The sequence below is a fragment of the Sphingomonas sp. Ag1 genome, assembly GCF_000980895.1.
Taxonomy (GTDB): domain Bacteria; phylum Pseudomonadota; class Alphaproteobacteria; order Sphingomonadales; family Sphingomonadaceae; genus Sphingomonas; species Sphingomonas panaciterrae.
Genome location: NZ_LAZX01000091.1, coordinates 39,975 through 63,875 on the forward strand (window position 1 = coordinate 39,975; position 23,901 = coordinate 63,875).

General features: G+C 68.0%; 23 protein-coding genes and 1 pseudogene. 15 read left to right on the forward strand and 9 right to left on the reverse strand.

Going from position 1 to position 23,901, the window contains the following annotated elements; all coding sequences use genetic code 11:
- Positions 1-44: 44 nt before the first annotated feature.
- Positions 45-695 carry a L,D-transpeptidase family protein gene (locus tag XM50_RS09970; RefSeq protein WP_052742528.1) on the reverse strand — a complete coding sequence of 217 codons (651 nt, stop codon included), beginning with the start codon at positions 693-695 and terminating at the stop codon, positions 45-47.
- 203 nt (positions 696-898) lie between these two features.
- Here XM50_RS09970 and XM50_RS09975 point away from each other — a divergent pair, with 203 nt between their 5' ends.
- Positions 899-1,603, forward strand: coding sequence for a murein L,D-transpeptidase catalytic domain family protein (locus tag XM50_RS09975; protein WP_082102955.1), 705 nt, complete (start codon positions 899-901; stop codon positions 1,601-1,603).
- Here the strand turns inward: XM50_RS09975 and XM50_RS09980 are convergent.
- The 3 genes from XM50_RS09980 to XM50_RS09990 are packed head-to-tail and all read right to left on the reverse strand — an operon-like array spanning position 1,585 to position 5,471.
- Positions 1,585-2,649 (reverse strand): glycosyltransferase family 2 protein, encoded by a 1,065-nt coding sequence (locus XM50_RS09980; protein WP_231621926.1) that lies wholly within the window; start codon positions 2,647-2,649, stop codon positions 1,585-1,587. The genes XM50_RS09975 and XM50_RS09980 overlap by 19 nt on opposite strands.
- Positions 2,646-5,117, reverse strand: coding sequence for a DegT/DnrJ/EryC1/StrS family aminotransferase (locus tag XM50_RS09985; protein ID WP_046409194.1), 2,472 nt, complete (start codon positions 5,115-5,117; stop codon positions 2,646-2,648). The genes XM50_RS09980 and XM50_RS09985 overlap by 4 nt, the downstream gene beginning before the upstream one ends.
- 42 nt (positions 5,118-5,159) lie before the next feature.
- A complete protein-coding gene (locus tag XM50_RS09990) occupies positions 5,160-5,471 on the reverse strand; it encodes a chorismate mutase (RefSeq protein WP_046409195.1) in 312 nt (103 codons plus the stop codon).
- A 176-nt stretch (positions 5,472-5,647) separates the two neighbouring features.
- Here XM50_RS09990 and rpsD point away from each other — a divergent pair, with 176 nt between their 5' ends.
- Positions 5,648-6,262: a 30S ribosomal protein S4 gene (rpsD, locus tag XM50_RS09995; RefSeq protein WP_046409196.1), complete on the forward strand. Its 615-nt coding sequence runs from the start codon at positions 5,648-5,650 to the stop codon at positions 6,260-6,262.
- 80 nt (positions 6,263-6,342) lie between these two features.
- Here rpsD and XM50_RS10000 read toward each other — a convergent pair whose 3' ends face one another.
- Positions 6,343-8,334 (reverse strand): alpha/beta hydrolase family protein, encoded by a 1,992-nt coding sequence (locus XM50_RS10000; protein WP_231621927.1) that lies wholly within the window; start codon positions 8,332-8,334, stop codon positions 6,343-6,345.
- A 143-nt stretch (positions 8,335-8,477) separates the two neighbouring features.
- On the opposite strand from XM50_RS10000, the gene XM50_RS10005 reads away from it, so the two are divergent.
- Complete coding sequence (locus XM50_RS10005) at positions 8,478-10,121, forward strand: M28 family metallopeptidase (protein ID WP_046409313.1); 1,644 nt, start codon at positions 8,478-8,480, stop codon at positions 10,119-10,121.
- Positions 10,118-11,083 (forward strand): agmatine deiminase family protein, encoded by a 966-nt coding sequence (locus XM50_RS10010; RefSeq protein WP_046409197.1) that lies wholly within the window; start codon positions 10,118-10,120, stop codon positions 11,081-11,083. Before XM50_RS10005 ends, XM50_RS10010 begins: the two co-directional genes overlap by 4 nt.
- A 49-nt stretch (positions 11,084-11,132) precedes the next feature.
- Here the strand turns inward: XM50_RS10010 and purB are convergent, their stop codons facing one another.
- Positions 11,133-12,446: an adenylosuccinate lyase gene (gene purB / locus XM50_RS10015; RefSeq protein WP_046409198.1), complete on the reverse strand. Its 1,314-nt coding sequence runs from the start codon at positions 12,444-12,446 to the stop codon at positions 11,133-11,135.
- Between the two features lie 217 nt (positions 12,447-12,663).
- On the opposite strand from purB, the gene XM50_RS10020 reads away from it, so the two are divergent.
- The 6 genes and pseudogenes from XM50_RS10020 to XM50_RS19685 form a co-directional block, all read left to right on the forward strand.
- Positions 12,664-13,119 (forward strand): hypothetical protein, encoded by a 456-nt coding sequence (locus XM50_RS10020; protein WP_046409314.1) that lies wholly within the window; start codon positions 12,664-12,666, stop codon positions 13,117-13,119.
- Between the two features lie 145 nt (positions 13,120-13,264).
- The gene (locus XM50_RS10025; RefSeq protein ID WP_046409199.1) at positions 13,265-14,215 is read left to right on the forward strand and encodes a polysaccharide deacetylase; all 951 of its coding nucleotides are present in this window, start codon (positions 13,265-13,267) and stop codon (positions 14,213-14,215) included.
- Positions 14,212-15,159 (forward strand): GNAT family N-acetyltransferase, encoded by a 948-nt coding sequence (locus XM50_RS10030; protein WP_231621928.1) that lies wholly within the window; start codon positions 14,212-14,214, stop codon positions 15,157-15,159. Before XM50_RS10025 ends, XM50_RS10030 begins: the two co-directional genes overlap by 4 nt.
- Before the next feature lie 45 nt (positions 15,160-15,204).
- On the forward strand, positions 15,205-15,591 hold the full coding sequence (locus tag XM50_RS10035; protein ID WP_136450687.1) for a putative quinol monooxygenase: 387 nt from the start codon (positions 15,205-15,207) through the stop codon (positions 15,589-15,591).
- Positions 15,592-15,693: 102 nt separating this feature from the next.
- A complete protein-coding gene (locus XM50_RS10040; protein ID WP_046409201.1) occupies positions 15,694-16,086 on the forward strand; it encodes an NADH:ubiquinone oxidoreductase subunit NDUFA12 in 393 nt (130 codons plus the stop codon).
- Between the two features lie 203 nt (positions 16,087-16,289).
- Positions 16,290-16,523 (forward strand): annotated as a pseudogene (locus XM50_RS19685) (DUF2155 domain-containing protein); the annotation flags it as partial.
- A gap of 35 nt (positions 16,524-16,558) precedes the next feature.
- Here the strand turns inward: XM50_RS19685 and aat are convergent.
- The 3 genes from aat to XM50_RS10060 all read right to left on the reverse strand — a co-directional run bounded on the left by aat (position 16,559) and on the right by XM50_RS10060 (position 19,227).
- Positions 16,559-17,332: a leucyl/phenylalanyl-tRNA--protein transferase gene (gene aat / locus XM50_RS10050; protein ID WP_046409203.1), complete on the reverse strand. Its 774-nt coding sequence runs from the start codon at positions 17,330-17,332 to the stop codon at positions 16,559-16,561.
- A gap of 66 nt (positions 17,333-17,398) precedes the next feature.
- Entirely contained in the window at positions 17,399-17,782 is a 384-nt protein-coding gene (locus XM50_RS10055) for a hypothetical protein (protein ID WP_046409204.1), read from the reverse strand.
- A 116-nt stretch (positions 17,783-17,898) separates the two neighbouring features.
- The gene (locus XM50_RS10060) at positions 17,899-19,227 is read right to left on the reverse strand and encodes a Y-family DNA polymerase (RefSeq protein WP_052742530.1); all 1,329 of its coding nucleotides are present in this window, start codon (positions 19,225-19,227) and stop codon (positions 17,899-17,901) included.
- A gap of 93 nt (positions 19,228-19,320) precedes the next feature.
- Here XM50_RS10060 and radA point away from each other — a divergent pair, with 93 nt between their 5' ends.
- The 5 genes from radA to XM50_RS10085 all read left to right on the forward strand — a co-directional run bounded on the left by radA (position 19,321) and on the right by XM50_RS10085 (position 23,862).
- Complete coding sequence (gene radA, locus XM50_RS10065; protein ID WP_046409205.1) at positions 19,321-20,694, forward strand: DNA repair protein RadA; 1,374 nt, start codon at positions 19,321-19,323, stop codon at positions 20,692-20,694.
- A 66-nt stretch (positions 20,695-20,760) separates the two neighbouring features.
- Positions 20,761-21,336, forward strand: coding sequence for a CvpA family protein (locus tag XM50_RS10070; RefSeq protein WP_046409206.1), 576 nt, complete (start codon positions 20,761-20,763; stop codon positions 21,334-21,336).
- Positions 21,333-21,770 (forward strand): iron-sulfur cluster assembly scaffold protein, encoded by a 438-nt coding sequence (locus tag XM50_RS10075; RefSeq protein ID WP_046409207.1) that lies wholly within the window; start codon positions 21,333-21,335, stop codon positions 21,768-21,770. The genes XM50_RS10070 and XM50_RS10075 overlap by 4 nt, the downstream gene beginning before the upstream one ends.
- Positions 21,770-23,533 (forward strand): cation:proton antiporter domain-containing protein, encoded by a 1,764-nt coding sequence (locus tag XM50_RS10080; protein WP_046409208.1) that lies wholly within the window; start codon positions 21,770-21,772, stop codon positions 23,531-23,533. Before XM50_RS10075 ends, XM50_RS10080 begins: the two co-directional genes overlap by 1 nt.
- Positions 23,530-23,862, forward strand: a complete 333-nt coding sequence (locus tag XM50_RS10085) for a DUF423 domain-containing protein (RefSeq protein WP_046409209.1) — start codon at positions 23,530-23,532, stop codon at positions 23,860-23,862. Before XM50_RS10080 ends, XM50_RS10085 begins: the two co-directional genes overlap by 4 nt.
- Positions 23,863-23,901 lie beyond the last annotated feature (39 nt).

Consider the following 23,901-nt stretch of genomic DNA (forward strand, 5'->3'; position numbering starts at 1 on the left):
GTGCCGCCACGTGCGCGGCACCTGCCGATCATTGTGCGCCGACCTCAGCGGCTGGCGATTTCCGTCGCGCCGCCCTTGATCGCCGCCTCATTGGCCGCGATCGTCATCTGCGCATCGCTGCGCGGCGCGGGCATGTCACCCGAATAGGAAACGTCGGTCACCTCGACGGTCGCGCCCATCTCGGTTGCGGCGAACAGCTTCTTGGCGAAGCTTGCCGGCACGCGGATGCAGCCGTGCGAGGCGGGAAAGCCCGGGTTCTTGCCGGCATGGATCGCGATCCCGTCCCACGTCAGGCGCTGCATGAACGGCATCGGCGCATTGTCGTAGAGGTTGGAGCGGTGCATCTCCTTCTTCTGGAGGATGGTGAACACGCCGACCGGCGTTTCCTTGCCCTCCTTGCCCGTCGACACGGTCGACACCGCGACCAGCGCATCGCCGCGATACACATAGGCCTTCTGGTCCGGGATGCTGATGAGGATGCTCACCGGCCCGGCCGCGACGTCATTTTCCCACAGATACTTGCCGGGCGTCAGCGTCGCTGCGGCTTCGACCAGCGCAACGGCAGAGGATGTGACATGGCTCGCCGACCCGGCGGTCGCCGTCGCAGTTGACGTTGACGTTTCCGCCAGAGCGGGCATAGACGTGATGGCTGCCAGTCCAAAGGCAGCCGGCAGCAAGGCGCGAATCATGCGCATGGTGCGACCCCATTTTGTTGTGGTGGCCCGATCATCGGGCCGTCGCATCAGTAAACGCGCGCTATTGACATTTGTGCCATACGATGAGCCGCGCGATTTGCGCGGTGGACGCACGCGAATCCGGCAGATTGGTTCCCGCTGCTGAAGATTTTTCACCTTTTCCCTGCTATACAGTCGCTTAGCGGGAAGGGACTGTAAGATTGATGGCGAAGATGGGTGACACGGTGCCGACGCGCCGCGGATTGTTGAAGACGGCGGGTGCTCTGGCGGGGGCAATGATTATTCCGGACGCGGTGTCTGCCGCGATGCGCGCGGCCGAGCCCAAGCAGGTGCCGCTGACGTCCTCCGGTCTGGCGCCGGTGCGCCCTGCGCCCCGCGTCGTGCCCAGTTCGCCGCGCGTCGTTCGCCCGGAATTGATGCGCGAGGCGCTCGCCGCGCTGGAGCGTCACGGGAGCACGATCAAGCTGCGCGACCGGATCGTCATTGCCGACTTTTCGGCGCCCTCATCGCAGCCGCGCTTCCACTTCATCGATCTGGTCAGCGGCAAGAGCGTGTCGAAGCTGGTCGCGCATGGCAGCGGCTCCGATCCGGGGCACACGGGCTTCCTGCAGCGCTTCTCGAACAAGAACGGGTCGAATGCGTCGTGCGAAGGCGCCTTCCTCGCCGACAATTATTACGTCGGGAAGCATGGCAAGTCGCAGCGGCTGATCGGGCTCGATCCGACCAACGACAATGCGCTCGCCCGCGCGATCGTGGTGCATGGCGCCTGGTATTCGAACCCGGACATGGTCCGCACGCACGGCCGTCTCGGCCGCAGCCAGGGCTGTTTCGCGGTCGGTGAGCGTGAGCTGGCGGAAACGTTCGAGCGGCTCGGCCAGGGCCGCATGATCTACGCCGCGAAGGTCTGACGGCGCGTTGCGCTTCGGGCTCGGCCGATCAGCCGGGCCCATAACAATTCTTCCAGCCCCGCATGGCCTAGGCCCAGGTGCGGCGGCCGGACGCGCAGCGCCTCCGCCAGCGTCAGCGTCCCCGACCGCAGCGAGGCGCGCGCCACGTCGGCCCAGCGCCGCGCCGTGGTCCAGCGGACCAGCCGGACATCCGCCGCCTCGCACGGCTGGTCCAGCAAAAACGCCTCCTGCAATCGCACCAGCACATCGCCGAGCCGGGCCAGCGCCGCGCGGTCCGGCACGGGCTGGCGGTGCATCAGGTGCTCGACCACCAGCGCCGCCGCGGCATCCGCATCCTCGCCCAGCACCGGCGCATAGGCGCCTGCCAGCACGCGCCGCGCGCTCGTCAGCATGATATCCTCATAGCGTTGCGACGCTCCGCCGGCGTGACGGCGATAGGCGAGCAGCGGGGTGTCGATCCGGGAGATCGGGCCCAGCGCCGACAGGCGATGATAGAGGTCGAAATCCTCGGCATAGAGGATCTCCGGCCGGGTGAATGGCGTCAGCCGGCGCGCGGCGTCCGCACGCACCATCACCGACGACCAGACAAACGGATTCTCGATCCGGATCAGCCAGCGCAGCAGCGCGGGCGAGGTATAGGCGACGTGCGGGGAGGGTAGCAGGCGCGCGCCGTCCAGCACCTCCGTCGCGCTCGCCACCATCACCATTTCCGGATGGGCATCGAGATAGGCGACCTGTCGCGCGAACCGTTCCGGCAGGCAAAGATCGTCCTGGTCCAGCCCGGCGATATAGCGGCCGCGTGCCTCGGCGACGGCACGGTTGCGCGCACGCACCGGCCCGCCATTCTGCTCCAGCGCGATCACCCGCAGCCGCGGGTCGGGCCATGATCGCAGCACGTCCAGCGTATGGTCGGTCGAACGATCGTCGACGACGATGATCTCGAAATCGCCACGGGTCTGCTTCTGCAGCGTCGCCAGCGTGGCGGGCAGGAACTCGGCGCCATTATACGCCGCCATGATGACGCTGACGGCGGGCATCAGCGTCATGCCGCCGCGCGCGTCCGCCCGGCGAGAAGCTGGTCGACGATCATCATGCCCACGTCATTCTGCCACAGCCACAGGCCGTTTGCCTGGCCGACGAAGCTCGACTCGCCGCCCAGCCGCCCGTGCGGGACGAAGCCGGCGGCCAGCCCGATGCCGTAAAGGCCGGGGACCGGCGCCCCTGCCGCATCGCGCACGCGGCAGGCGTCGTCGACCATCGGCGCACCGCTGTGCGCGGCGATCGACAGCGGGCGCCCGTCGGCATCCTCCAGCGGCAAGGCGCGCGGGCGATAGCCGAGCGCCGCGATGACCAGATCCGCCCCGGCCAGGATGTCGCGCGCAGCCGCATCCTCGTCACCGGTCACCCGGTGCAGCGCCACGCGCGGCTCGGGCGTACGACCGTCGATCCCCAGCATCCGCAGCACCAGCTCGCGCGCCTCCAGCCGGAATCCGGCGAGGCGATAGACGAAGCCCGATACCGGGCAGATGTCGCTCGGGCCGAAATCGGTGAAGCCTTCGGCATGGGCGGCATCGACCGAATGGTAGAAGGGGCGAAGCGGCCGGCGGTGCAGCAGCGTGATCCCGCCCGCGCCAAAGGGCAGTGCGGGTCGCTCGCGCAGCAGCAGCGCCACGGTGGTCAGCGCGCTGGTCGATCCGCCGATTACCGCCACGCGCGGACTGCGCTTCTGCGACAGCAGGTCGGCGACCATCTCGAACCCGCCGCGCGCCAGCACCGAATCCGACTGGAGCAGCCGGTTGCCGGCAATCTCCATCAGCGGCACGCCGGCCACCTCCTGCGTCACTAGCCGGTCGAGCGGCTGATGCCCGCCGGTCGCGATCACCAGGTTGCGCGCCACCCGCTCGCTGTCGTTGTGGGTCGCGCCATCACGCAGGCGGACGTGCCACAGGCCGTCCTTGCGCCGCGCGCCCAGCGCCTCGGTATTGGTCAGGACCGTTCCGCCCTGCGCAGTGACGCCGGCGTGCAGCCGCTCGCCGACCGCACGCAGCAGCGGCCCGACCTCGGCCAGCGGCACGCCCAGCGAGGCGCGATGCCGCGCCACTGCTAGCGCCGCGGGATGATCGACCAGCGACGCGATCGCGCCGTCGGGATTGTTCTCGATCGCCGACAGGAAGGTCTGCGCGGTGGAATCCGACGTGATGGCATAACGGCCCAGCTGGCCGCCGCCGATCGCGCCGTCACGCTCGACGATCACCAGCCCGCGCGACAATTCAGGCAGCAGGCCGTGGCGGCTCGCCGCGGTCAGCATCGCGGTGCCCGCCGGGCCGCCGCCGATGATCATCGTTTCCGCAACCGGCGGTGCGGAGACGGCGATCGGGCGGCTGCGCCGCGCCACCACCCGGTCGAGCGTCGCGACGACATGGTGGACGTCGTCGGGCGTCATGGTGTCGGACAGCGGCAGCGACAGCAGCCGGCCGCCCACCATGTCGGCGACCGGCGTCTGTTCGATATGGCCGATGCTGCGGATCCACGGCTGTTCGCCGAGGTGCGGGCTGAAATACTTCCCCGCGCCGATCCCTTCCTCGCCGAGCCGCGCGATGATCGCGTCGCGCTCGTGCGTGCGCTCGGATGGCAGCAGCAGCGGGAAGAAGCCCAGCGCCTGCTGGCCGGGCCGGCGCGCCTGCGTCACGTAGCGACCGGCCACCGCGCTGCGATAGCTGCGGGCCAGCTGCTCGCGGTGGCGTGAAACCGCGTCGAAGTCCTCCAGCCGCGCCTGCGCCACCAGCGCCATCGCTTCGGGCAGCTTGGCGTTCAGGCCGGGCAAGGTTGCGGTGCGCGGCGCGGTGAATCCGAAATTGGCCATCGCCCGCAGCCGCTCGATCCGGTCCGGGTCGGCGCAGTGGATCAGGCCACCTTCCTGGGTCGCGAACGGCTTGGTCGCGTGCATGGAGAATACGACGGGGAAGGGCGCGCCCGCGCCAAAGCCGAGCCCCGCGGCATCGGTCGTCCCCAGCGACGCCGCCGCGTCCACCACCACCGCAACGCCATAGCGGTTGGACAGCCAGCGATACCGGTCGAGGTCGATGCCATAGCCGAAGGTCGCATAAGGAACGATGGCGGCGATCTGCGCGCCGTGCCGCTCCAGCAGCTCCTCTTCCTCATTGGCCGCGGCGGACCAATTGTCCGCATCGATGTCGCAGACGAGCGGGGTCAGCCCGGCCCACCATGCCGCCTGCGCCGTGGCGGCAAAGGTCAGCGCCGGCATCAGCGCGAACCGTCCAGCCGGCCCGTCGCTCACCGCATCGCGCAGCGCGATCATCAGCCCCAGCGTCGCATTGGCAACCGCAAGGCAGGCGCCCTTGCCGCCGAACAATTGCTCGGTGGCACTGGCCTCGAATGCGCGCAGCACCGGTCCGTTGTTGCTGTAGATCCCCGATTCCTCGATCCGGGCGAGACCCTCGGCAAGTTTGCTCAGTCGTGGCGGATGCGGCGTGATCAGCGGCAAGCGTTTCATCGGACGGTGTTTCCTCCCGTCCGAGATTGTGCCTGATGCGACCTAAGACTTTGTTACCCGTCGATCATAGGCATCAAGTTCATAAGCGATCGATGCTTCGACCAGCGCGTCCCACAATTGCGCGATTGCTTGTTCAGGCAGGCCAAGCTCGGCGGCATAAGCGCTGGCATTGGCGATGACCTGCGCCTTGCGGCCCTCGTCGCGCACATGGCCACGCTCCGGCTTGATGCGGGCGGCGGCGTCCATATAGTCGAACCGGCGGCGCAGCAGGGCGACCAGCTCGCGGTCCAGCTGGTCCACGCCGGCGCGTACCTCGGCCATGGTGGTGCATTCTTGTCCGGGAAGGATCGTCATGGCGGCGCCTTGGCCGCCCGGCGCGGGCCTGTCCAGCTTGACTTGAAACAGGTCTGCGGCTAGGCGCGCCGCTTCGCGATCGCCCCTGCATCCCGGTGAAGCAGGTGGCCTGCCCGTGCTCCGCACGGATGGTGCGATACCGGGACCAACGTTGTTAGCAAATCGAAGGAAAGACGATGTCGAAGCGCCATAGCGCCAAGCACAAGCTCGATCGCCGTTTGGGCGAGAACATCTGGGGTCGCCCGAAGAGCCCGGTCAACAAGCGTGAATACGGTCCGGGCCAGCACGGCCAGCGCCGCAAGGGCAAGGTGTCGGACTTCGGCATCCAGCTGCGCGCCAAGCAGAAGCTGAAGGGCTATTACGGCGACGTGACCGAGAAGCAGTTCCGCCACTGCTACGACGAGGCTGCCCGGATGAAGGGCGATACCTCGCAGAACCTGATCGGCCTGCTCGAGCGTCGCCTCGACATGATCGTGTACCGTGCGAAGTTCGCGCCGACGATCTTCGCCGCGCGCCAGCTCGTCAGCCACGGCCACGTCTATGTGAACGGCGTGAAGTGCAACATCGCGTCGCGTCGCTGCGCGGTGAACGACGAGATCACGCTGGGCAAGAAGGCGCAGGAAATGGCGCTGGTGCTCGAGGCGCAGAGCCTCGCCGAGCGCGACGTGCCCGACTATGTCGTTCAGGACGGCACCACCAAGGTCACCTTCATCCGCGTCCCGACGCTGGACGAAGTGCCGTACCCGGTGAAGATGGAACCGAACCTCGTGGTCGAGTTCTACAGCCGCTGATCTGTCGCTCCGGCACGTGCCGGAGCCACGATGGCCAGAAAAAGGGCGGTCCCGGTCGGGGCCGCCCTTTTTCGTTCGGGTCACATCTTCATGGACGTGCGCAGGAAGGCATCGGCCTTCTCCAGCATGTCGGCGCGAGCCGAGCCACTCTCGATCGAATGGGCCTCGCCGTCATATTCGACCAGCTGGACCTGCTTGCCCGCGCCGCGCAGCCGGGCCTGCATCAGGCGCGATGCCTCGATCCCGACGTTGAGATCGAGGTCGCCGTGGAACAGCAGCACCGGGGACTTGATCGCGGCGGCATTCTGCGCCGGCGATCCCTCGCGCAAATGCGGGCCGGACCCGATCATCGCCGCGACCTGCGGGTAATAGCGATTGTCGAGATACTGATCCTTCAGCGACACCAGATCGGTGACCGGCGCGATCGCCACCACCGCGCGGTACAGGTCCGGATCGAGCACCTGCGATTGCAGCGCCGCATAGCCGCCGTACGACCAGCCGACGATGCCCAGCCGTGATGCGTCGGCGATGCCCTGCTTCACCAGCCATCGTCCGGCGTCGTTGACGTCGCCCACCGCGGTTCGCCACGACTGGAAGCCATTGTTTCGGAACCACTCGCTGCCATAGCCGGCCGAGCCGCGGAAATTGGGCTGGAGCACCGCATAGCCGCGCGCCGCGAAGAACTGGACCAGCCAGTCGAAGCCCCATTCGTCACGCGCGCTCGGCCCGCCATGCGGCATCACGATCGCGGGCAGGTTCTTGCCCGAATGGCCGACCGGCAGGGTCAGATAGCCGGGGATCATCGTGCCGTCCGCCGCCGGGAAGGACACCGGCTTCATCGGCGCCAGCTTCATCGTCGCCAGCTCGGGCCGTGCCGGCGCGATTTCGGTCAGCCGCTTGGTTGCCTTCTGGAACACATAATAGCGCCCCGGATCGATATCGCTGTGGGTATAGAGCAGCAGCGTGTTCTCGTCCGCGCTCGCGTCGATGAACGATACCACCGGCTGGTTCGGCAGCGCCTTGCTCAGCGCCGTGGAGAGCGCGTGCAGCTCCTTGTCGAAGAAGACGGCGGTGCGCTTGTCGGTGGCGAAGCTGCCGCCGACGACGCGCTGCTGCCGACCGACACGCATCAGGCCGTCGACATCGACCTCTGGGTGCGACAGCACCAGTTCGCGTTTCATCGACCCGTCCAGCGCCACCCGCCACAGGCCCTTGCGGCCGCCGGCATCCTCGAAACCGTAGGCGACGTTCAGCTTGGGGTCGACGGCATAGGGATTGAACCCCTTCCACGTCGCTCCCGCCATCTCCAGCTTGCGGAGCGGTTCCCAGTCGGTCGCGTCCGACCGCCGATAGAAATAGTTGATGACGTTGCTGGAATAACCCGTGCCGGCGATCGGCCTTACGCCCATGATGCGGATCGTGCCCATGCCGTCGGTGATATATTCCACCGCGTCGCGGCGCGGTCGCACGGTCGGCCTGCGTTCCAGCGTGGACAGGTTCACGCGTTCGACGCCCAGGCCATAGGCATCCTTCTGCACCAGCCGCCCGATCGACGTTTCCGGCACATAGGTACGCAGCAGCAGGATATTGCCCTTGCTGTCGCCGGTCAGGTCGATGACGTCGCCGCCGTAACGGCTGCCGAATAGCGATCGATCGTTCGCGCGCGCGGTCACGATCTTGAAGTTCTTCCCGTCGACATCGACGGAGACCAGCCGTGAAAAGGCCTCGACCGCCCCGGCATGGCGCAGCATGACCTCGATCTTGCAGATCAGGCGCGTGTCGGTCGCCCAGTTGCACCATTTCAGGTGATCGCCTTCGCCGCTCGATCGCATGATCGATGCCGGCTCGCCGCCCTTCAGCGGCTCGGCGATCAGCAACGCCGTTTCGCGGTTCTTGCCGGGCACCACCATGGCGATCTTGCTGCCATCGGGCGACAGGCTGATATCCGCCATCGAATATCGGGCGCCAAAGGCTCGCGCAGTGGCGGTGGCATCCTGCGCCTGCGCCGTCATCGGCAGAAACGTCGTCAGCAGCGCCGTCGCGAGAACGCGGCGCGTCCATCCTCTCATCATGTTTTATTCCCCCTTCTCAGGATCCTGCCGCGGGATCGTTACGCTGGCAAGCCACCATCGCGGCGGGGCAGCGGGCCTTGCGTTGCGGGGCTGCGATGAAGTTGTAAGGGGGATGGGTGCATGTTGCTGATGAGGTCGCCTTGATGCGTTCGTTGCTTGTCTCCTTCCTCGCCCTGACGGTCGCCACGCCCGCGCTGGCGCAGACCGTCCCCGCCATTTCCGTCGATACGCTGAAGACGGTGACTGAGGTCCTGTCCTCCGACGCGTTCGAAGGCCGCGCGCCGACCACGGCGGGTGAGGAAAAGACCGTCGACTATCTGATCAAGCGATTCTCGGCCGCCGGGCTGAAGCCGGGCAACAAGGGCCAGTGGACGCAGGACGTTCCGATGGTGGAGCTTACCGCGAAGAACGTCACCCCCTTCACCGCCACCGGCGGCAAGGCGCCGGTTACCTTCAACTATCGCACCGACATGGTCGTCGGCACGTACCGCGTCGTGCCTGAGGTCAGCCTGAAGGACAGCGATCTGGTCTTCGTCGGCTATGGCATCAATGCGCCGGAAAAGGGCTGGAACGATTATGCCGGGCTCGACGTGAAGGGGAAGACGGTCGTCATCCTCGTCAACGATCCCGACTGGGAAGTGAAGGAGGCGGGCGCCGCCGCCGGCCCGTTCGAGGGCCGCGCGATGACCTATTACGGCCGCTGGACCTACAAGTTCGAGGAGGCGGCCCGGCAGGGCGCAGCCGGCGCGATCATCGTCCATGACACTGCTCCCGCCGCCTACGGCTGGTCGGTCGTCCAATCCTCCTGGACCGGCCCGCAATACGGGCTGGACGAACCCGGCAACCACATGGACCAGAGCCAGGTGATCGGCTGGATCCAGCTGCCCAAGGCGAAGGAGCTGTTCGCCGCCGCCGGCAAGGATTTCGATCAATTGTCCGCCGCCGCCAAGCAGAAGGGCTTCCGCGCCGTCCCGCTCGGCCTGAAGCTGTCGAGCAGCTTCTCGAATGACATCAAGCGCAGCACGTCGAAGAATGTCGTCGCGGTGCTGCCGGGGACGCAGGCGCCGGACGAGGTCGTGCTCTATTCGGCGCATTGGGATCACCTTGGCCGCTGCGACGCGGTGGATGGCGATGACATCTGCAACGGCGCGGCCGACAATGCGACCGGCACGGCCGGCCTCGTTGCCATGGCGGAGGCGTTCGCCAAGGCGGGCCCCGCCCGCCGCTCGGTTGCCTTCGTCGCGGTGACGGCGGAGGAAAGCGGGCTGCTCGGCTCGCGCTATTATGCCGAAAACCCGGTTTATCCGCTTGGCAAGACGGTCGGCGGCGTCAACATGGACGTGCTGAACGTACTCGGCGCCACCAAGGATTTCGAGATCACCGGCGCCGGCAAGTCGGAGCTGGAGGATATGGTGAAGCCGCTGCTCGCCGCGCAGGGCCGCCGCGTCTCGCCCGAATCCGCGCCGCAAGCGGGTGGCTATTACCGCTCGGACCATTTCAGCTTCGCCAAGCTCGGCGTGCCGATGCTGTCGGCGGGCAGCGGCGAGGATCTGGTGAACGGCGGCGTGCTGGCCGGAAAGGCCGCGGCCAAGGACTATAATGTGAAGCGCTACCACGGCCCGAAGGACGAATATGATCCCAACTGGAACTGGGACGGCGCGCTTCAGGACATGACCATTTACTATCAGCTCGGCCGGCAGCTCGCCGATGGCACGATGTGGCCGAACTGGTATCCCACCGCAGAGTTCAAGGCGATCCGCGATGCATCGCGGCAGGAGACGAAATGACCCGCGCACCCCGTCCCGAATGGGCCCCGCACAAGGCCGTCTGGATCGGTTTTCCGAGCCATCCCGAATTGTGGCAGGAGGATCTCGATCAGGCGCGCGACGAAGTCGTCGCCTTCGCCGCCGCCGTCCATGCCGATGGCAAGGGCGAACAGGTGCTGCTCGTCGCCGCCAATGACGAGGCGGCCGACGCAGCGCGCGCCATGGCGCCCTTCGCCACGGTCATCGTCGAGCTGTTCGGCGACATCTGGCTGCGCGACACCGGCCCGATCATCGGCGCCGACGGCACCGCCAACAGCTTCCTCTTCAACGGCTGGGGCGGCAAGTACGACCTGCCCGGCGACGACGACATCGGCCTTCGCCTCGCCGCCGAGCGTGGCCAGACGCCGGCGCGGCACGATTGGGTGCTGGAGGGCGGGGCGATCGACGGCGACGGCACCGGTCTCGTCGTCAGCACCGAACAATGTTTGCTGAACCCCAACCGCAACCCTGCGCTGGATCGCACGCAGATCGAACAGCGGCTGCGCGACGACCTGGGCTATGATCGCGTGCTGTGGCTCGGTGACGGGCTGCTCAACGACCACACCGACGGCCATGTCGACAATCTGGCGCGCTTCGTCGGCGAGGGCCGCCTGGCGCTTCCCGTCGCGGCGGAGAACGATCCCAATTGGCAGGTCTATCAGCAGGCCGCCGATCGCGCCCGCGCGTTTGGCGTGGAGGTCGTGCCGATCCCGTCGCCCGGCCGCGTGCTGCGCGATGATGAGGTCGTGCCGGCGAGCTACATGAACTTCTACATCGGCAATGCTGCGGTCGTGGTGCCGCTCTATGGCGCCGCCAATGACGATTCGGCGGTGGCCGCGATCCAGGCGATCTTCCCCGATCGCCAGGTGGTCGGCCTGCGCGCCGATGCGATCCTGACCGGGGGCGGCAGCTTCCACTGCATTTCGCAGCAGATCCCGGCCTGATCCGGCGGCGCCCCTCCCGCGCATGATGCGGGGGAGGGGCGCCGGTCGGTCAGTCGCCGAACACGCGGGCGAAGATCGTGTCGACGTGCTTGTGGTGATAGCCAAGGTCGAACTCGGCATCGATCGCTTCGGGTGACAGCACCGCGGTCACGTCGGGATCGGCCTTCAGCAGTTCGTTCAGCGACAGCGCGCCGTCCGATTCCCACACTTTCATCGCGTTGCGCTGGACCAGCCGGTACGCATCCTCGCGGCTGACTCCCGCCTGCGTCAGCGCCAGCAGCACGCGCTGCGAATGGATCAGGCCGCCCATCCGGTCCATGTTGCGCTGCATCCGCTCAGGGTAAATCAGCAGCTTGTCGATGACGCCGGTCAGGCGAGCGAGCGCGAAGTCGAGCGTGATCGTCGCATCGGGGCCGATATAGCGTTCGACCGACGAATGGCTGATGTCGCGCTCATGCCACAGCGCGACATTCTCCAGCGCCGGGGTGACATAGCCGCGCACCATGCGGGCAAGGCCGGTCAGGTTTTCGGTCAGCACCGGGTTGCGCTTGTGCGGCATCGCCGAGGAGCCCTTCTGCCCCGGCGAGAAATATTCCTCCGCCTCCAGCACCTCGGTACGCTGCAGGTGGCGCACCTCGGTCGCCAGCCGCTCGATCGAGCTCGCGACGACGCCCAACGTGGCGAAGAACATCGCGTGGCGATCGCGCGGGATGACCTGGGTCGACACCGGCTCCACCGTCAGCCCCAGCTTGGCGGCGACATGCGCCTCGACGCGGGGGTCGATATTGGCAAAGGTGCCGACCGCGCCCGAAATCGCGCAGGTCGCGATTTCCGCCTTGGCGGCGAGCAGCCGCACGCGGCAGCGATCGAATTCGGCATAAGCCTGCGCCAGCTTCAGGCCGAACGTCACCGGCTCGGCATGGATGCCGTGGCTGCGGCCGATCGTCGGCGTGAACTTGTGCTCCTCGGCGCGGCGGCGGATCACCGCCAGCAGCGCGTCGAGATCGGCGATCAGGATGTCGCTCGCCCGCGCCAGCTGCACGGCAAGGCAGGTGTCGAGCACGTCGGAGCTCGTCATCCCCTGGTGCATGAAGCGGGCCTGATCGCCGACCTGCTCCGCCACCCACGTCAGGAACGCGATCACGTCATGCTTGGTCACCGCCTCGATCGCGTCGATCGCGGCAACGTCGATCTCCGGATTGGTCCGCCACCACGCCCACAGCGCATCGGCGGCTTCCTTCGGCACCACGCCCAGTTCGGCCAGTGCCTCGGTCGCATGCGCCTCGATCTCGAACCAGATGCGAAAACGGGCTTCAGGCGTCCAGATCGCCGTCATGTCGGGCCGGGAGTAGCGCGGAACCATGTGAATTTCCTCGGTCGTGCTGGGGCAACGCCTCATGGTTGAGTCGTTGCAAAAACAGGGCTGGGTGCCGGTAGCAGGCTAGCGCAATCGCTTCAAATGCCCGGCGAGGAACCGTATATCCAAGTTATCGGTTTATTGCGCCAAGTTGTTGTCCGAACCGCAAGGTTGAAAAGTGAAATACATGACACGACATGGAATAGTATAAAGGAGAGAGATGATGCTGAAGAGCTTCATTCTGGCTAGTTCGATGATGGTTGCTGCCCCGGTGCTTGCGCAGGACGCGGCCGGGACTCAGCCAATGGCGCCGAGCGCTTCGCCCGCCCCCTCGACAACGCCGCAAGGTGCCGCCCCGGCGCAGCCCGCTGCGCCCGCGCAACCGGGTGGCGCCGCGACGGAGAGCGCCGCGGCGACTGGCGCCGATCAGGTCGCAAGCATCGTGAACGCCGAATTCGCCAGCTACGACAAGGACCGCAACGGCACGCTCGACAAGACCGAGTTCGCCGCCTGGATGGACGCGCTGAAGGCAAAGGCGCCCAATGCCGCGGCAAAGCCCGCCGATCCGAAGTGGAACGACGCGGCCTTCGCCCAGGCGGACAAGGACAAGTCGGCCTCGCTCACCAAGGATGAGCTGAGCGGCTTCCTTGGCAGCCCGGCCACTGCTGGCAGCCAGTAAGGCACAATTCTAAATTTCAGGGGGCGCGGCTCACCCCATGCCGCGCCGGCATCGCGGGCGGTCACCGGATCATCGGTGGCCGCCCGTTTGCCATTCCGGCGTGAACATTGGCGGAATCTTTACGGCGTGATGGTACAGCCGGTGCATGACCCCGGTCTTTCTCACCATCGATACCGAGATCGCGTGGCGCCACCATGCCGCGGGGCTCGCACCCGATGCGGTGGAGGCGCGATCGATCGAGCCGGGCGGCGTCGGCCTCGCCTGGCAGCTCGCGATGCTCAAGCGGCATGCGCTGAAGGCGACCTTCTTCGTCGATCCGATGCCGGCGCGTGTCTATGGTTTCGATCCCTTCCGGCGCATCGTCGCGGCGGTGCGCGACGCGGGGCAGGAGGTTCAGCTCCATCTCCATCCCAATTGGGTCGGTGCCGGCCTTGCGGATCGCGGCGCGCACGGAAAGTTCGAGCTGATCGACCTCGCCGGCGAGGAGCAGCAGCGCCTGCTGGCAGAGGCCGCCGCCCTGCTGGTGGAGGCGGGGGCACCCGCGCCGGTCGCCTTTCGCAGCGGCAGCTATTCGGCCAATGATGCGACGCTCGCGGCGCTCGCCGCGATCGGCATCGCCTATGACAGCAGCCACAATGGCGCGCACCATCCCTGGCCCAGTGCGATCGGCCTCCCGCCGTCGCAGATCGCCCCCGTCGAACATGCGGGCGTGGTCGAGGTGCCGGTGACCGTGATCGAGGACCGCCCCGGCGTCTGGCGCAATGTCCAGATCTGCGCGCTGTCCGCCGCTGAGATGAGCGCGGCGCTCGATCACGCCATCATCGCCGATCATGCCGCGCTGACGATCGTCGGCCACAGTTTCGAACTCGCCAATCGCGCCGGCCTCGCGGCCAACCGCGTCCATGTCCAGCGGTTCGAGGCTTTGTGCCGGATGCTCGCCGCCCGCCGCGGCAAGGCGCCGACGACGCATTTCGCCGATCGCCCGAGGCTCCGGCTCGGCCGCGACGATCGCCCGCTCCCCGCCAGCCGCTGGCGGCGCGGGCGGCGCCAGGCGGAGCAGCTCTGGTCCAATCTGGTGGCCGAGCGGCGCGCGTGACGACGGCCGCCCTGCGCCTGCAGATCGGCGCCCGCACCTTCGCCACCATCCCGCGGCGCCTGACCCGCGTCGCGCTATCGCTCGATCAGGCGCTCGATCAGGCGCTCAATCAGGCGCTCGATCGGAAACTGGGCGGGGCGCTGCCGCCGCTGCCGCCGCTCGATCCCGCGGCGCACGGCTATCTCGTCACCTCGCTGCCACAGGCGCTGGCCCCCGACTGGCCCGGCGTGCTGTTCGAACGGTGGGTCATCTTCGAACGACAGCGTTACACCCGTTATTATGTCGATCTCGCCGCGGGGGAGGCGGCCTGGCGCGACGGCCTGTCACGGCAGGCGCGTTCCACCATGAAGCGCAAGGCGAAGAAGCTTGCCGCTGAATCGGGCGGCGCGCTCGATATCCGCCGCTTCCGCAGCGCTGCCGATCTCGCCGCCTTTCACCCGGTGGCGCGGCGGCTGGCGGAAAGGACCTATCAGGAACGGCTGATGGGGGCCGGTATCCCCGACGACCCCGCCTGGGTGCGCGCAATGCTGGCGCAGGCGGGCGAGGATCGGGTGCGCGCCTGGCTCCTTTATGTCAGCGATACGCCCGCCGCCTATCTGTGGTGCGGCGCCGACGGTGGGACGCTGCGCTATGATTATGTCGGCCACGATCCCGCCTTTGCCGCATTGTCGCCGGGCAGCGTCCTGATGGAAGCGGCGCTGGGTGACCTCTTTGCCGATCGCTTCGCCCGCTTCGATTTCACGGAGGGGGAGGGGCAGCACAAGCGCGGCATGGCGACCGGCGGGGTGGCATGCCGTGATCTGCTGCTGCTGCGCCCCTCGCTCGCCAATCGCGGCGCGGTCGCGCTGGTCGGCGGCTTCGATTCGGCGATGCGCGTGGCCAAGCGCCTGTCCGGCACCCCGCTGCTGCGCGGTGTCGCGCGCCGGATTCGTCGCGCAGGCTGACCGACGGGGCGCGCGGCCGGCGCGGCGACATGCTATGGCGCTGCGATGACATGGGAACGACGCACCTTTCTGGCCGGCACGGCTGCAGCGGCGGTGGTCGGACCCTTTGGGGCAATGGCAAAGGGGACGGGGATGTACGGGCTGATTGGAAAGATGACCGCGCAACCCGGCAAGCGCGCGGAGTTGACGGCGATCCTGCTCGATGGCGTCGCCGGCATGCCCGGCTGCCTCAGCTATGTCGTCGCCGATGATCCCGCCGAGGCCGACACCATCTGGATTACCGAGGTGTGGACCGATCAGGTATCGCATGTCGCCTCGCTGCAGATGCCCTCGGTCCGCGACGCCATCACGCGCGGTCGCCCGCTGATCGCGGGGATGGAGCGGATTGCCGAGACACGGCCGCTCGGCGGCACCGGGCTTTCGGCGCGCTGATCCTCTCCGGCGGCATGACGCGATTTTTGCGGGCGGGCGCATCGCCTTTGCGGCGCCTCGCCATTGATGCCCCGCGCGCCAGCCGCTAAGCGCTGGGACGACATGGGCATCAACCTCAATCCCTTCACCTGGTGGAATGGCGCCACCATCGGCACCTGGTTCGGCCTGCGCGGCATGACGCGCGTCGGCGAGGACTCGCTTGGCAACGTCTATTACCAGGGCGGCAAGGACACGGCCGGCAACCCGCGGCGCTGGGTGATCTACAACGGCTCCAACGATGCCAGCCGCGTGCCGCCCGAATGGTTCAGCTGGCTGCACAAGCATGTGGACGATGCGCCCACCCAGGCGCTGCCGCCGCCCCGCCCCTGGCAGAAGCCGGCGAAGCCGAACATGACCGGCACGCCCGAGGCTTATCGTCCGTCGGGCGCGCTCGAAAAGGGCGGTCGCCGCCAGGCCGCCACCGGCGATTATGAGGCGTGGAGCCCCGACGCGTGAAGCCGGCGGTCGCGGCGGCCGCGATCGGCGGCGCCGCCCTGCTCGGCGTCGGCGTCTGGTATGTCGCCAGCGACGGCGACGACGCCGCCTCGCGCCGCGCGCCGGCCGCGAGCCAGCAGCTTCCCGAGGCGGCCGAGAATGTCCCGTCCGACGTCGTGACGGTGGAGGGGGATGCCGCCCCGGTCGATGCCGGCAGCACCCCGATGGCGCAGCGCAGCGCGGTGATCGGTCTCCTCAACAAGCGCAATGGCGTCAGCCGCGACGTGCCGATCAAGCCGGGCCAGGCGGTGCGCGTCGGCGACACGATCATCCGCCTGCGCGCCTGTGAGCGGACCGCGCCGTGGGAGCAGGAACAGCTCACCGGCGCCTTCGTGCAGCTCGATGTGCGCGGCAGCGACGACAAATGGCGCCGCGCCTTTTCGGGCTGGCTGTACAAGGAACGCCCGGCGCTGAACGTCGTCCAGCACCCGATCTACGACGTCTGGCCCAAGAGCTGCACGATGTCCTTCCCCGACAAGGGGCCGGATACCGATGTGATCGCCGCGCCGTCGACCGCGCGGAAATCCGCTGGCGCTGCGACGGACAGCGGGTCGGCTCCCGCACCCTCGACGCCCGCCGCCGCGGCGCCGTCCGCACCCGCCGCACCCAGCACGTCGGCCAGCGCCTCGCCCAGCAACGCGATGTAATCGTCCCGGTCGATCTCGATCGCGCCCAGCGTTGCGAGGTGATCGGTCATGAACTGGCAGTCGAGCAGCGTGAACCCGCCATAACGCAGCCGCGCGACCAGCGCGGCGAGCGCGGCCTTGGACGCGTCGGTCGCGCGGCTCACCATGCTCTCGCCAAAGAACGCGCGGCCCAGCGCCAGGCCGTAGAGGCCGCCGACCAGCTCGTCACCTTCCCAGCATTCGATCGAATGCGCGAATCCCGCCTCGTGCAATTGCAGAAAGACCCGCTCGATCGACGGGTTGATCCACGTCTCCGGCCGGTCGCTCGCCGACTCGGCGCACAGCGCGATGATCTGCGCAAAGGCGGTGTCGCTGGTCAGGCGGAAGCGTTCGGAGCGCAGCGTGCGGCGCAGCGATCGCGACAGATGGAACTGGTCCAGCGGCAGGATCGCGCGGTGGCGCGGCTCGACCCAATAGACGCCGGGGGCGTCGCGCGCGTCCGCCATCGGGAACACGCCGACCGCATAGGCGCCAAGCACCGTCGCGGGGTCGAGGATTTCGAAGGGGCGATGGCGCGTCATGGTCGACGCGCAAGATAGAAAGCCGTCGCCGCTCCTGCAAAGGGGCGGCGACGGATCATCGATGGGTTAGCCGCGGCAGGTGAGGGCCTTCTGGCCCGGCTGCTCGATCGTCACGCTCTTGGTGTCGCCGGTCAGCTTCCAGCCGCCCTCGGCGGTCAGCGGCTCACCCGCGTTCGGGGCGGTCAGCGTGGTCGACGGGCCATCCTTGGCAGTCTTCACGACGACCTGCTTGTCGCCTTCGAAGAAGGTCACGTACACAAGGCTGTTGTCGCCGCAGCGCATCGACTTTTCCGCCTTGATCGACGGCGGAAGCTCGATCGCGCCGGCGTTGGCGAGTTCGCCCGCCATCGGATCGGGGTTCGAGTCGAGCACTTCCGGCACGGTGGGTTCGGAATTGCAGGCAGCGAGCGCGAGGAGCGCCGCGGTGGCGAAAAGGAAGGGGCTCTTCATAGCGGCCCGCGACTTCGCGCATGCAGCACAGAGCGTCAAGGCAAAGGCGGTGAGCCGCGATACTTTATTTCGATAAAAGCGGCCGGAACGGAAGGATCATCGCCTTTTCGCCCGCTTCACTCATGGAATTCGTCCAGTTCCGGGATTCGGCCAAAGGCGATCTTGCTCCCCACCCGGTCCGCCCGCCCGCCGCCCAGCGGGCCGAGCGATACCGCATGGCGGCCAAACCGCTGGTTGATCCGGTCCATCGCGCGGCTCAGCGCCAGCCCGCGAGTCTCGCGCGCCAGCGAGTCGGCGGGGTCGAGATGCGCGAACAGGCTCGCCTGCTCGCCCGCCACCGGCACAATCTCGGCCAGCGTCACGCCGATCATGCGCAGCCGGAACCCGCCCGGCCGCCCGCGCCCCGCCTCTCGCAAGCGCGGGAACAGCGCATCCAGCCGGTCGAGCACGACGAAGCTGTCCTGCGTCTCGGGCAGCCGGATCGACGTGCGCCACGCGCTCTTGTCGTCCTCGAACCGGACATGCAGCACCAGCAGCCGCGCGCGATAGCCCTTGCGCCTGAGCCGGCTCGCCGCCTTCAGCGCCAGCCGCCGCGCGGTCAGCCGCGCCGGCTCATAGCCGCGCTTGCCCGGCGACAGGACGTGGCTGTGCCCGATCGTCCGGCTCTGCGTCGGCTTCTCGGGCAGGTCGACGCCGTGCAGCAGGTACCACAGCCGGTCGCCGTCGGTGCCGCCCCAGGCGTGGCCGGCGTCACGCGGCCGCCGCGCGCACAGTTGCGCAATGTCGTTCACCCCGTCACGCGCCAGCCGCCGCTCCATCTTCGCGCCGATCCCGGCGATGTCGGTCAGCTTCAGCCGGAACAGCGCGTGCGGCAGGTCCTTGTCCTCGAACACCACCAGCCCGTCGGGCTTCTGCAGGTCGGAGGCGAGCTTCGCGAGCAGCCGGTTGGGCGCGATTCCCACCGACGACGTCAAGCAATCGCCAACCCGCCGGCGGATCCCCCCCTTGATCCGCTTGGCCAGCGCCATCGCCGCGTCGCGATCATTCTCATTGTCGAGCAACCGGCATGCCACCTCGTCGATCGAGCACACCCGCGTCACCGGAATGTGGCGCCAGATCTCCGCCACGATCGCATCGTGAAACTCGACGTAGCGCCGGTGCCGCGCCGGGGTGACGACAAGGTCCGGGCAGCGCTGCTTCGCCTCCCACACCGGCGTCCCCGTGGTGATGCCATAGCGTTTCGCCTCCACCGACGCGGCGATCGCGACCGTCGTATCGCTCCCCACCGGCGCGACGATCACCGGCCGCCCGCGCAGCGACGGCTGCAATTGCTGTTCGACGCTGGCGAAATAGGAATTGAGGTCGAGGAACAGCCAGCGCAGCGGCCGCGGCGGCAGGTCGTGCCGCGGCGCGATCGAAGGGAAGGGCGACTCGGCCGGCATCATGGCTACGGCAGGATAGCGAAGCGCGGGATTGTTCTCCAGTTGTTCTCACGATAGAACAGGCGGCGATGCTCCCGCCGCGATCCCGGAACCCCCATGGCTAAGATCCAGAAGCGCTTCGTCTGCCAGTCCTGCGGGTCGGTCTCGTCGCGCTGGCAGGGGCAATGCGTCGACTGTTCCGAATGGAACACCCTGGCCGAGGAAACGCCCGCGATCGTCACGCCTTTCCATGCCAAGCACAATCTGCAGGGCGGCGGCCGCACCGTGACGATGGTCGCGCTCGATGCCGAGATCCCGTTGCCGGCCCGCCGCGCCAGCGGCATCGCGGAGCTTGATCGCGCGCTCGGCGGCGGTTTCGTGGAGGGCAGCGCCACGCTGATCGGCGGCGATCCCGGCATCGGCAAGTCGACCCTGCTGCTGCAGGCGGCGGCGTTGATGGCGCTCGCCGGCGCCGACGTCGCTTATGTCTCGGGTGAGGAGGCGGCCGATCAGGTCCGGCTGCGCGCCCGCCGCCTGGGGCTGGGGGAGGCGCCGGTACGGCTCGCTTCCGCCACGTCGGTGCGCGACATCCTGACCACGCTCGGCAGCGGCCGTCCGCCCGAATTGCTGGTGATCGATTCGATCCAGACGATGCATTCCGACCTGATCGAGGGCGCGCCCGGCACCGTCAGCCAGGTGCGCGCCTCCGCGCAGGAGCTGATCCGCTTCGCCAAGGAACGCGGCACCGCGCTGGTGCTGGTCGGCCATGTGACGAAGGACGGCACCATCGCCGGTCCCCGCGTGCTCGAACATATGGTCGACACCGTGCTCAGCTTCGAGGGCGAGCGCAGCCATCAATACCGCATCCTGCGCGCGATCAAGAACCGCTTCGGCGGCACCGACGAAATCGGCGTCTTCGCGATGGAGGCGCAAGGGCTGACCGAGGTGTCCAACCCGTCCTCGCTGTTCCTGACCCAACGTGACGAGGGCGTGACCGGCACTGTTGTCTTTCCGGCGCTGGAGGGGACTCGCCCCGTGCTGGTCGAAATCCAGGCGCTGGTCGTCCGCCTCGCCAGCGGCGCCACGCCGCGCCGGGCGGTGGTCGGCTGGGACAGCGGCCGGCTGGCGATGATCCTCGCCGTGCTGGAGGCGCGCTGCGGGCTCAGCTTCTCCTCGGCGGAGGTCTATCTCAACGTCGCCGGCGGCTACCGCGTGCAGGACCCCGCCGCCGACATGGCGGTCGCCGCGGCGCTTGTCTCCGCGCTGTCGGAACGCCCGGTGCCGACCGACGCGATCGCCTTTGGTGAGGTCGCGCTGTCGGGTGAGGTGCGCAGCGTCGCGCACGCCGCGCTGCGCCTGAAGGAGGGGGCAAAGCTCGGCTTCGGCCAGGCGCTCGTCCCCGCCGCTTTGGCGAGGGAACAGGCGCCGATGCGCCTCTCCGGCTTTCCCACGCTGGCGCGGCTGGTGGATCATCTTCTCGGCCGCGGCTAAGGGCCCGCCAACGCCCCGCCGCATGGCTGGGTGACGTTGCAACCGGCGGACCCTAGATAAGCGACAATGAACCTGAACGGACTCGATATTGCGGTGCTCACCGCCGTTGGCGGCAGCGCCCTCCTGGGGCTGAAGCGCGGGTTCGTGACGGAGGTGCTGGCGCTGTTCGCCTGGGTCGCGGTGGTCTTCGCGATCAAGATCTTTCACCTGCCCGTGTCGCAGGCGCTGGCCGGGCCGATCGGCACCCCCTCGGGCGGCGCGGCCTTGGCCTTCGTTCTGGTCGGCGGCATCACCTATTTCCTTGGCCGCATCGTCGCGCGCGCACTGGGCGACCGGGTGCGCAAGTCGGTGGTCGGCCCGGTCGATCGCGCGATCGGCTTCGGCTTCGGCGCGTTGAAGGGGCTGATCCTCGCCAGCCTTGCCTTCCTGCTGGCATTGCTGGTGCTCGACACGATCGGCGGCGGCCCGCGCAGCCGCCCGGCGTGGATGAAGGACGCGCGCACCTATCCGTTGCTCAACGCGACCAGCAGCGCGATTGCCGATTTCGTCGATCGCCGCCGCCGGGGTGAGCCGGTGTTCGGCCCCGACGGCCCCTTCGGCGGTGCCACGCCCACCCCCTCCAGCAGCAGGACGCCGGCATGAGCGACACGCTCTACAATGATGCGATCCTTCGCCTCGCCACCGACAATCCGATCGACGAACGCCTGCCCGATCCGATGGGCAGCAGCGAGAAACGCTCGCCGATCTGCGGCAGCCGGGTGACGGTGGACGTCAATCTCGGCCCCGACGGTCGGGTGAGCGAGGCGGGGATGCTGGTGCGCGCCTGTGCGCTGGGCCAGGCATCCTCCTCGCTCCTCGCCGCGCAGATCATCGGCCGCTCGCCGGATGAACTGGCCGCGGCGCGCGACGCCTTGACCGGCTGGCTTGCGCGGACCGGGAACATCCCGGATTGGCCCGGGCTCGACGTGCTGACACCCGCGCTCGACTATCATGCCCGCCACGCCTCGATCCGTCTCGCCTTCGAGGCCGCGGCGGAGGCGGCGGAGCAGGCGACGCACGCAGCCGCGAGGAACTGATGGAACACGGTGCCACTGGATCACTGCTTCGCGATGGGGTGATCCTGCTCGGTGCCGGGCTCGGGTTCGTTCTTCTCTTCCGCCGGCTGGGGCTGGGCGCCACGCTCGGCTATCTCGTCGCCGGGGCCGTCGTCGGCCCCCATGTGCTGGGGCTGGTCGGTGATGCCGATGCCAAATTGGGTGTCGCCGAACTCGGCATCACCTTGCTGCTGTTCGTCGTCGGGCTGGAACTCAAACCGTCACGCCTGTGGCAACTCAAACAGGATATCTTCGGCCTCGGCCTGCTTCAGGTCGTCGCCTGCGGTATTGCGATCACCGCCATCATCGCGGTGTTTGCGCATTTCTCCATTCCCGCCGCGCTTGCGCTCGGCCTGCCGCTGGCGCTGTCCTCGACCGCGCAGGTGCTGCCGCTGCTGCAATCCTCCGGTCGGCTGCGCACCCCCTTTGGCGAACGCGCCTTTTCGATCCTGCTGTTCCAGGATCTCTCGATCATCCCGCTGATCACCATCATCGCCGCGCTGAGCCGCAATCCGGCCGATGCCGGCGGCCCGCCGGGCTGGCTGCTGATCCTCTACACGATCGCCGCCGTCGTCGGGCTGATCGCCGCGGGACGCTTCATCCTGTCGCCCTTGTTCCGCCTGATCGGCAACATGGGCGAACGCGAGATGTTCGTCTTCGCCGCGCTGTTCACCGTCATCGCCAGCGCCGCCTTGATGGAATCGCTCGGCCTTTCCACCGCGCTCGGCGCCTTTGTTGCCGGGGTGATGCTGGCCGACAGCCCGTACCGGCATGAACTGGAGGCCGACGTCGATCCCTTCCGCTCGATCCTGCTCGGCCTGTTCTTCCTCACCATCGGCATGATGCTGAACCTGACGGCGATTGCCGAACGCCCGCTGTTCGTCGTGTCGATGGCGCTGGCGCTGATCGCCACCAAGACGCTGGTCATCTTCGGCCTAGGCCTCCTGTTCAAGATGAACTGGCGCTCGGCGCTCGGCCTTGGCGTATTGCTCAGCCAGGGCGGCGAATTTGGCTTCGTCCTGTTTGCGCAGGCGACCAAGGCGTATCTGATCGCGCCGGAGGCCGCCTCGCTGTTCGGCGCCATCGTCACCTTGTCGATGGCGACCACGCCGTTCCTGATGAGCGCCACCAGGCGGCTGCGCGAGGCGCCGATCATCGCCGAGGAACGCGAGGGACCAAAGGCGGAGGGCGCCAATGCGATCATTGTCGGCTATGGCCGCTTCGGCCAGACGGTCGGGCAGATGCTGCTGACGCAGGACATTCCCGTCACGCTCATCGACACCGATATCGAGATGATCGACATCGCCGGGGAATTCGGCGCCAAGGTCTATTATGGCGACGGCACCCGGCTCGATCTGCTGCGCCAGGCAGGCGCGGCGGAGGCGGAGCTGATCCTGTTCTGCATCGACGACGAACAGGTCACCGCTGAAGTGGTCGAATCGGTGCATGAGGCATTTCCCCATGCGGCGATCTATGTGCGCGCCTATGACCGCCGCATGCTGATCAAGCTGAAGGGCAGCCCGGCCAAGCTGGTGGTCCGCGAAGTGCTCGAATCGGCGGTGAAGATGGCGCGCGGCGCGATGGCGGATCTTGGCATCGACCGCGGCGAGATCGACCGGTCGGAGGCGATGTACCGCGCCAGCGACCGCGAACGGCTGCGCATCCAGCTGGAGGCTGGCGATATCTATGCCGCCCGCGCGATCGTCGCCGCGGAGCAGCCATGGGGCAGGGGGAACGACACATGAACTGGTTGATGGTTCTGGCGGGTCTGTCGGGCGCGCTGGCGGTCGGCGCGGGTGCATTCGGCGCGCATGGCGCCAGCGGGCAGGCGGCCGAATGGCTGCGCACCGGCGGCCAGTATCAGTTGATCCACGCCGTGGCCGCTTTGGTCGCCCTCCGCCTCGACCTGCGCGGGCCCGGATGGCTGTTCGTCGTCGGCGCCGCGATCTTCGCCGGCACGCTCTATCTGATGGCGATGGGCGCCCCGCGTTGGCTCGGCGCGATCACGCCGATCGGCGGTACGTTGCTGATCGCCGGGTGGCTCTGGCTCGCCTGGGCGGGTGTTCGCGGCTGATGGCCAGCGGCCGCGTGTTCGAGGCCAGATTTCTCCGCA

Bases quoted from the DNA above. Each gene is read 5' to 3' on its own strand.
- XM50_RS10010 (WP_046409197.1), top strand. From the start codon at position 10,118: ATGACCCGCGCACCCCGTCCCGAATGGGCCCCGCACAAGGCCGTCTGG.
- XM50_RS10000 (WP_231621927.1), bottom strand. From the start codon at position 8,334: ATGATGAGAGGATGGACGCGCCGCGTTCTCGCGACGGCGCTGCTGACG.
- XM50_RS09970 (WP_052742528.1), bottom strand. From the start codon at position 695: ATGCGCATGATTCGCGCCTTGCTGCCGGCTGCCTTTGGACTGGCAGCC.
- XM50_RS10005 (WP_046409313.1), top strand. From the start codon at position 8,478: ATGCGTTCGTTGCTTGTCTCCTTCCTCGCCCTGACGGTCGCCACGCCC.
- XM50_RS10085 (WP_046409209.1), top strand. From the start codon at position 23,530: ATGAACTGGTTGATGGTTCTGGCGGGTCTGTCGGGCGCGCTGGCGGTC.
- XM50_RS09990 (WP_046409195.1), bottom strand. From the start codon at position 5,471: ATGACGATCCTTCCCGGACAAGAATGCACCACCATGGCCGAGGTACGC.
- XM50_RS10055 (WP_046409204.1), bottom strand. From the start codon at position 17,782: ATGAAGAGCCCCTTCCTTTTCGCCACCGCGGCGCTCCTCGCGCTCGCT.
- XM50_RS10035 (WP_136450687.1), top strand. From the start codon at position 15,205: ATGACATGGGAACGACGCACCTTTCTGGCCGGCACGGCTGCAGCGGCG.
- XM50_RS10075 (WP_046409207.1), top strand. From the start codon at position 21,333: ATGAGCGACACGCTCTACAATGATGCGATCCTTCGCCTCGCCACCGAC.
- aat (WP_046409203.1), bottom strand. From the start codon at position 17,332: ATGACGCGCCATCGCCCCTTCGAAATCCTCGACCCCGCGACGGTGCTT.
- XM50_RS09985 (WP_046409194.1), bottom strand. From the start codon at position 5,117: ATGAAACGCTTGCCGCTGATCACGCCGCATCCGCCACGACTGAGCAAA.
- XM50_RS10070 (WP_046409206.1), top strand. From the start codon at position 20,761: ATGAACCTGAACGGACTCGATATTGCGGTGCTCACCGCCGTTGGCGGC.
- XM50_RS10080 (WP_046409208.1), top strand. From the start codon at position 21,770: ATGGAACACGGTGCCACTGGATCACTGCTTCGCGATGGGGTGATCCTG.
- XM50_RS10040 (WP_046409201.1), top strand. From the start codon at position 15,694: ATGGGCATCAACCTCAATCCCTTCACCTGGTGGAATGGCGCCACCATC.
- XM50_RS09975 (WP_082102955.1), top strand. From the start codon at position 899: ATGGCGAAGATGGGTGACACGGTGCCGACGCGCCGCGGATTGTTGAAG.
- rpsD (WP_046409196.1), top strand. From the start codon at position 5,648: ATGTCGAAGCGCCATAGCGCCAAGCACAAGCTCGATCGCCGTTTGGGC.
- XM50_RS10020 (WP_046409314.1), top strand. From the start codon at position 12,664: ATGCTGAAGAGCTTCATTCTGGCTAGTTCGATGATGGTTGCTGCCCCG.
- purB (WP_046409198.1), bottom strand. From the start codon at position 12,446: ATGGTTCCGCGCTACTCCCGGCCCGACATGACGGCGATCTGGACGCCT.
- radA (WP_046409205.1), top strand. From the start codon at position 19,321: ATGGCTAAGATCCAGAAGCGCTTCGTCTGCCAGTCCTGCGGGTCGGTC.
- XM50_RS10060 (WP_052742530.1), bottom strand. From the start codon at position 19,227: ATGATGCCGGCCGAGTCGCCCTTCCCTTCGATCGCGCCGCGGCACGAC.
- XM50_RS09980 (WP_231621926.1), bottom strand. From the start codon at position 2,649: ATGACGCTGATGCCCGCCGTCAGCGTCATCATGGCGGCGTATAATGGC.
- XM50_RS10025 (WP_046409199.1), top strand. From the start codon at position 13,265: ATGACCCCGGTCTTTCTCACCATCGATACCGAGATCGCGTGGCGCCAC.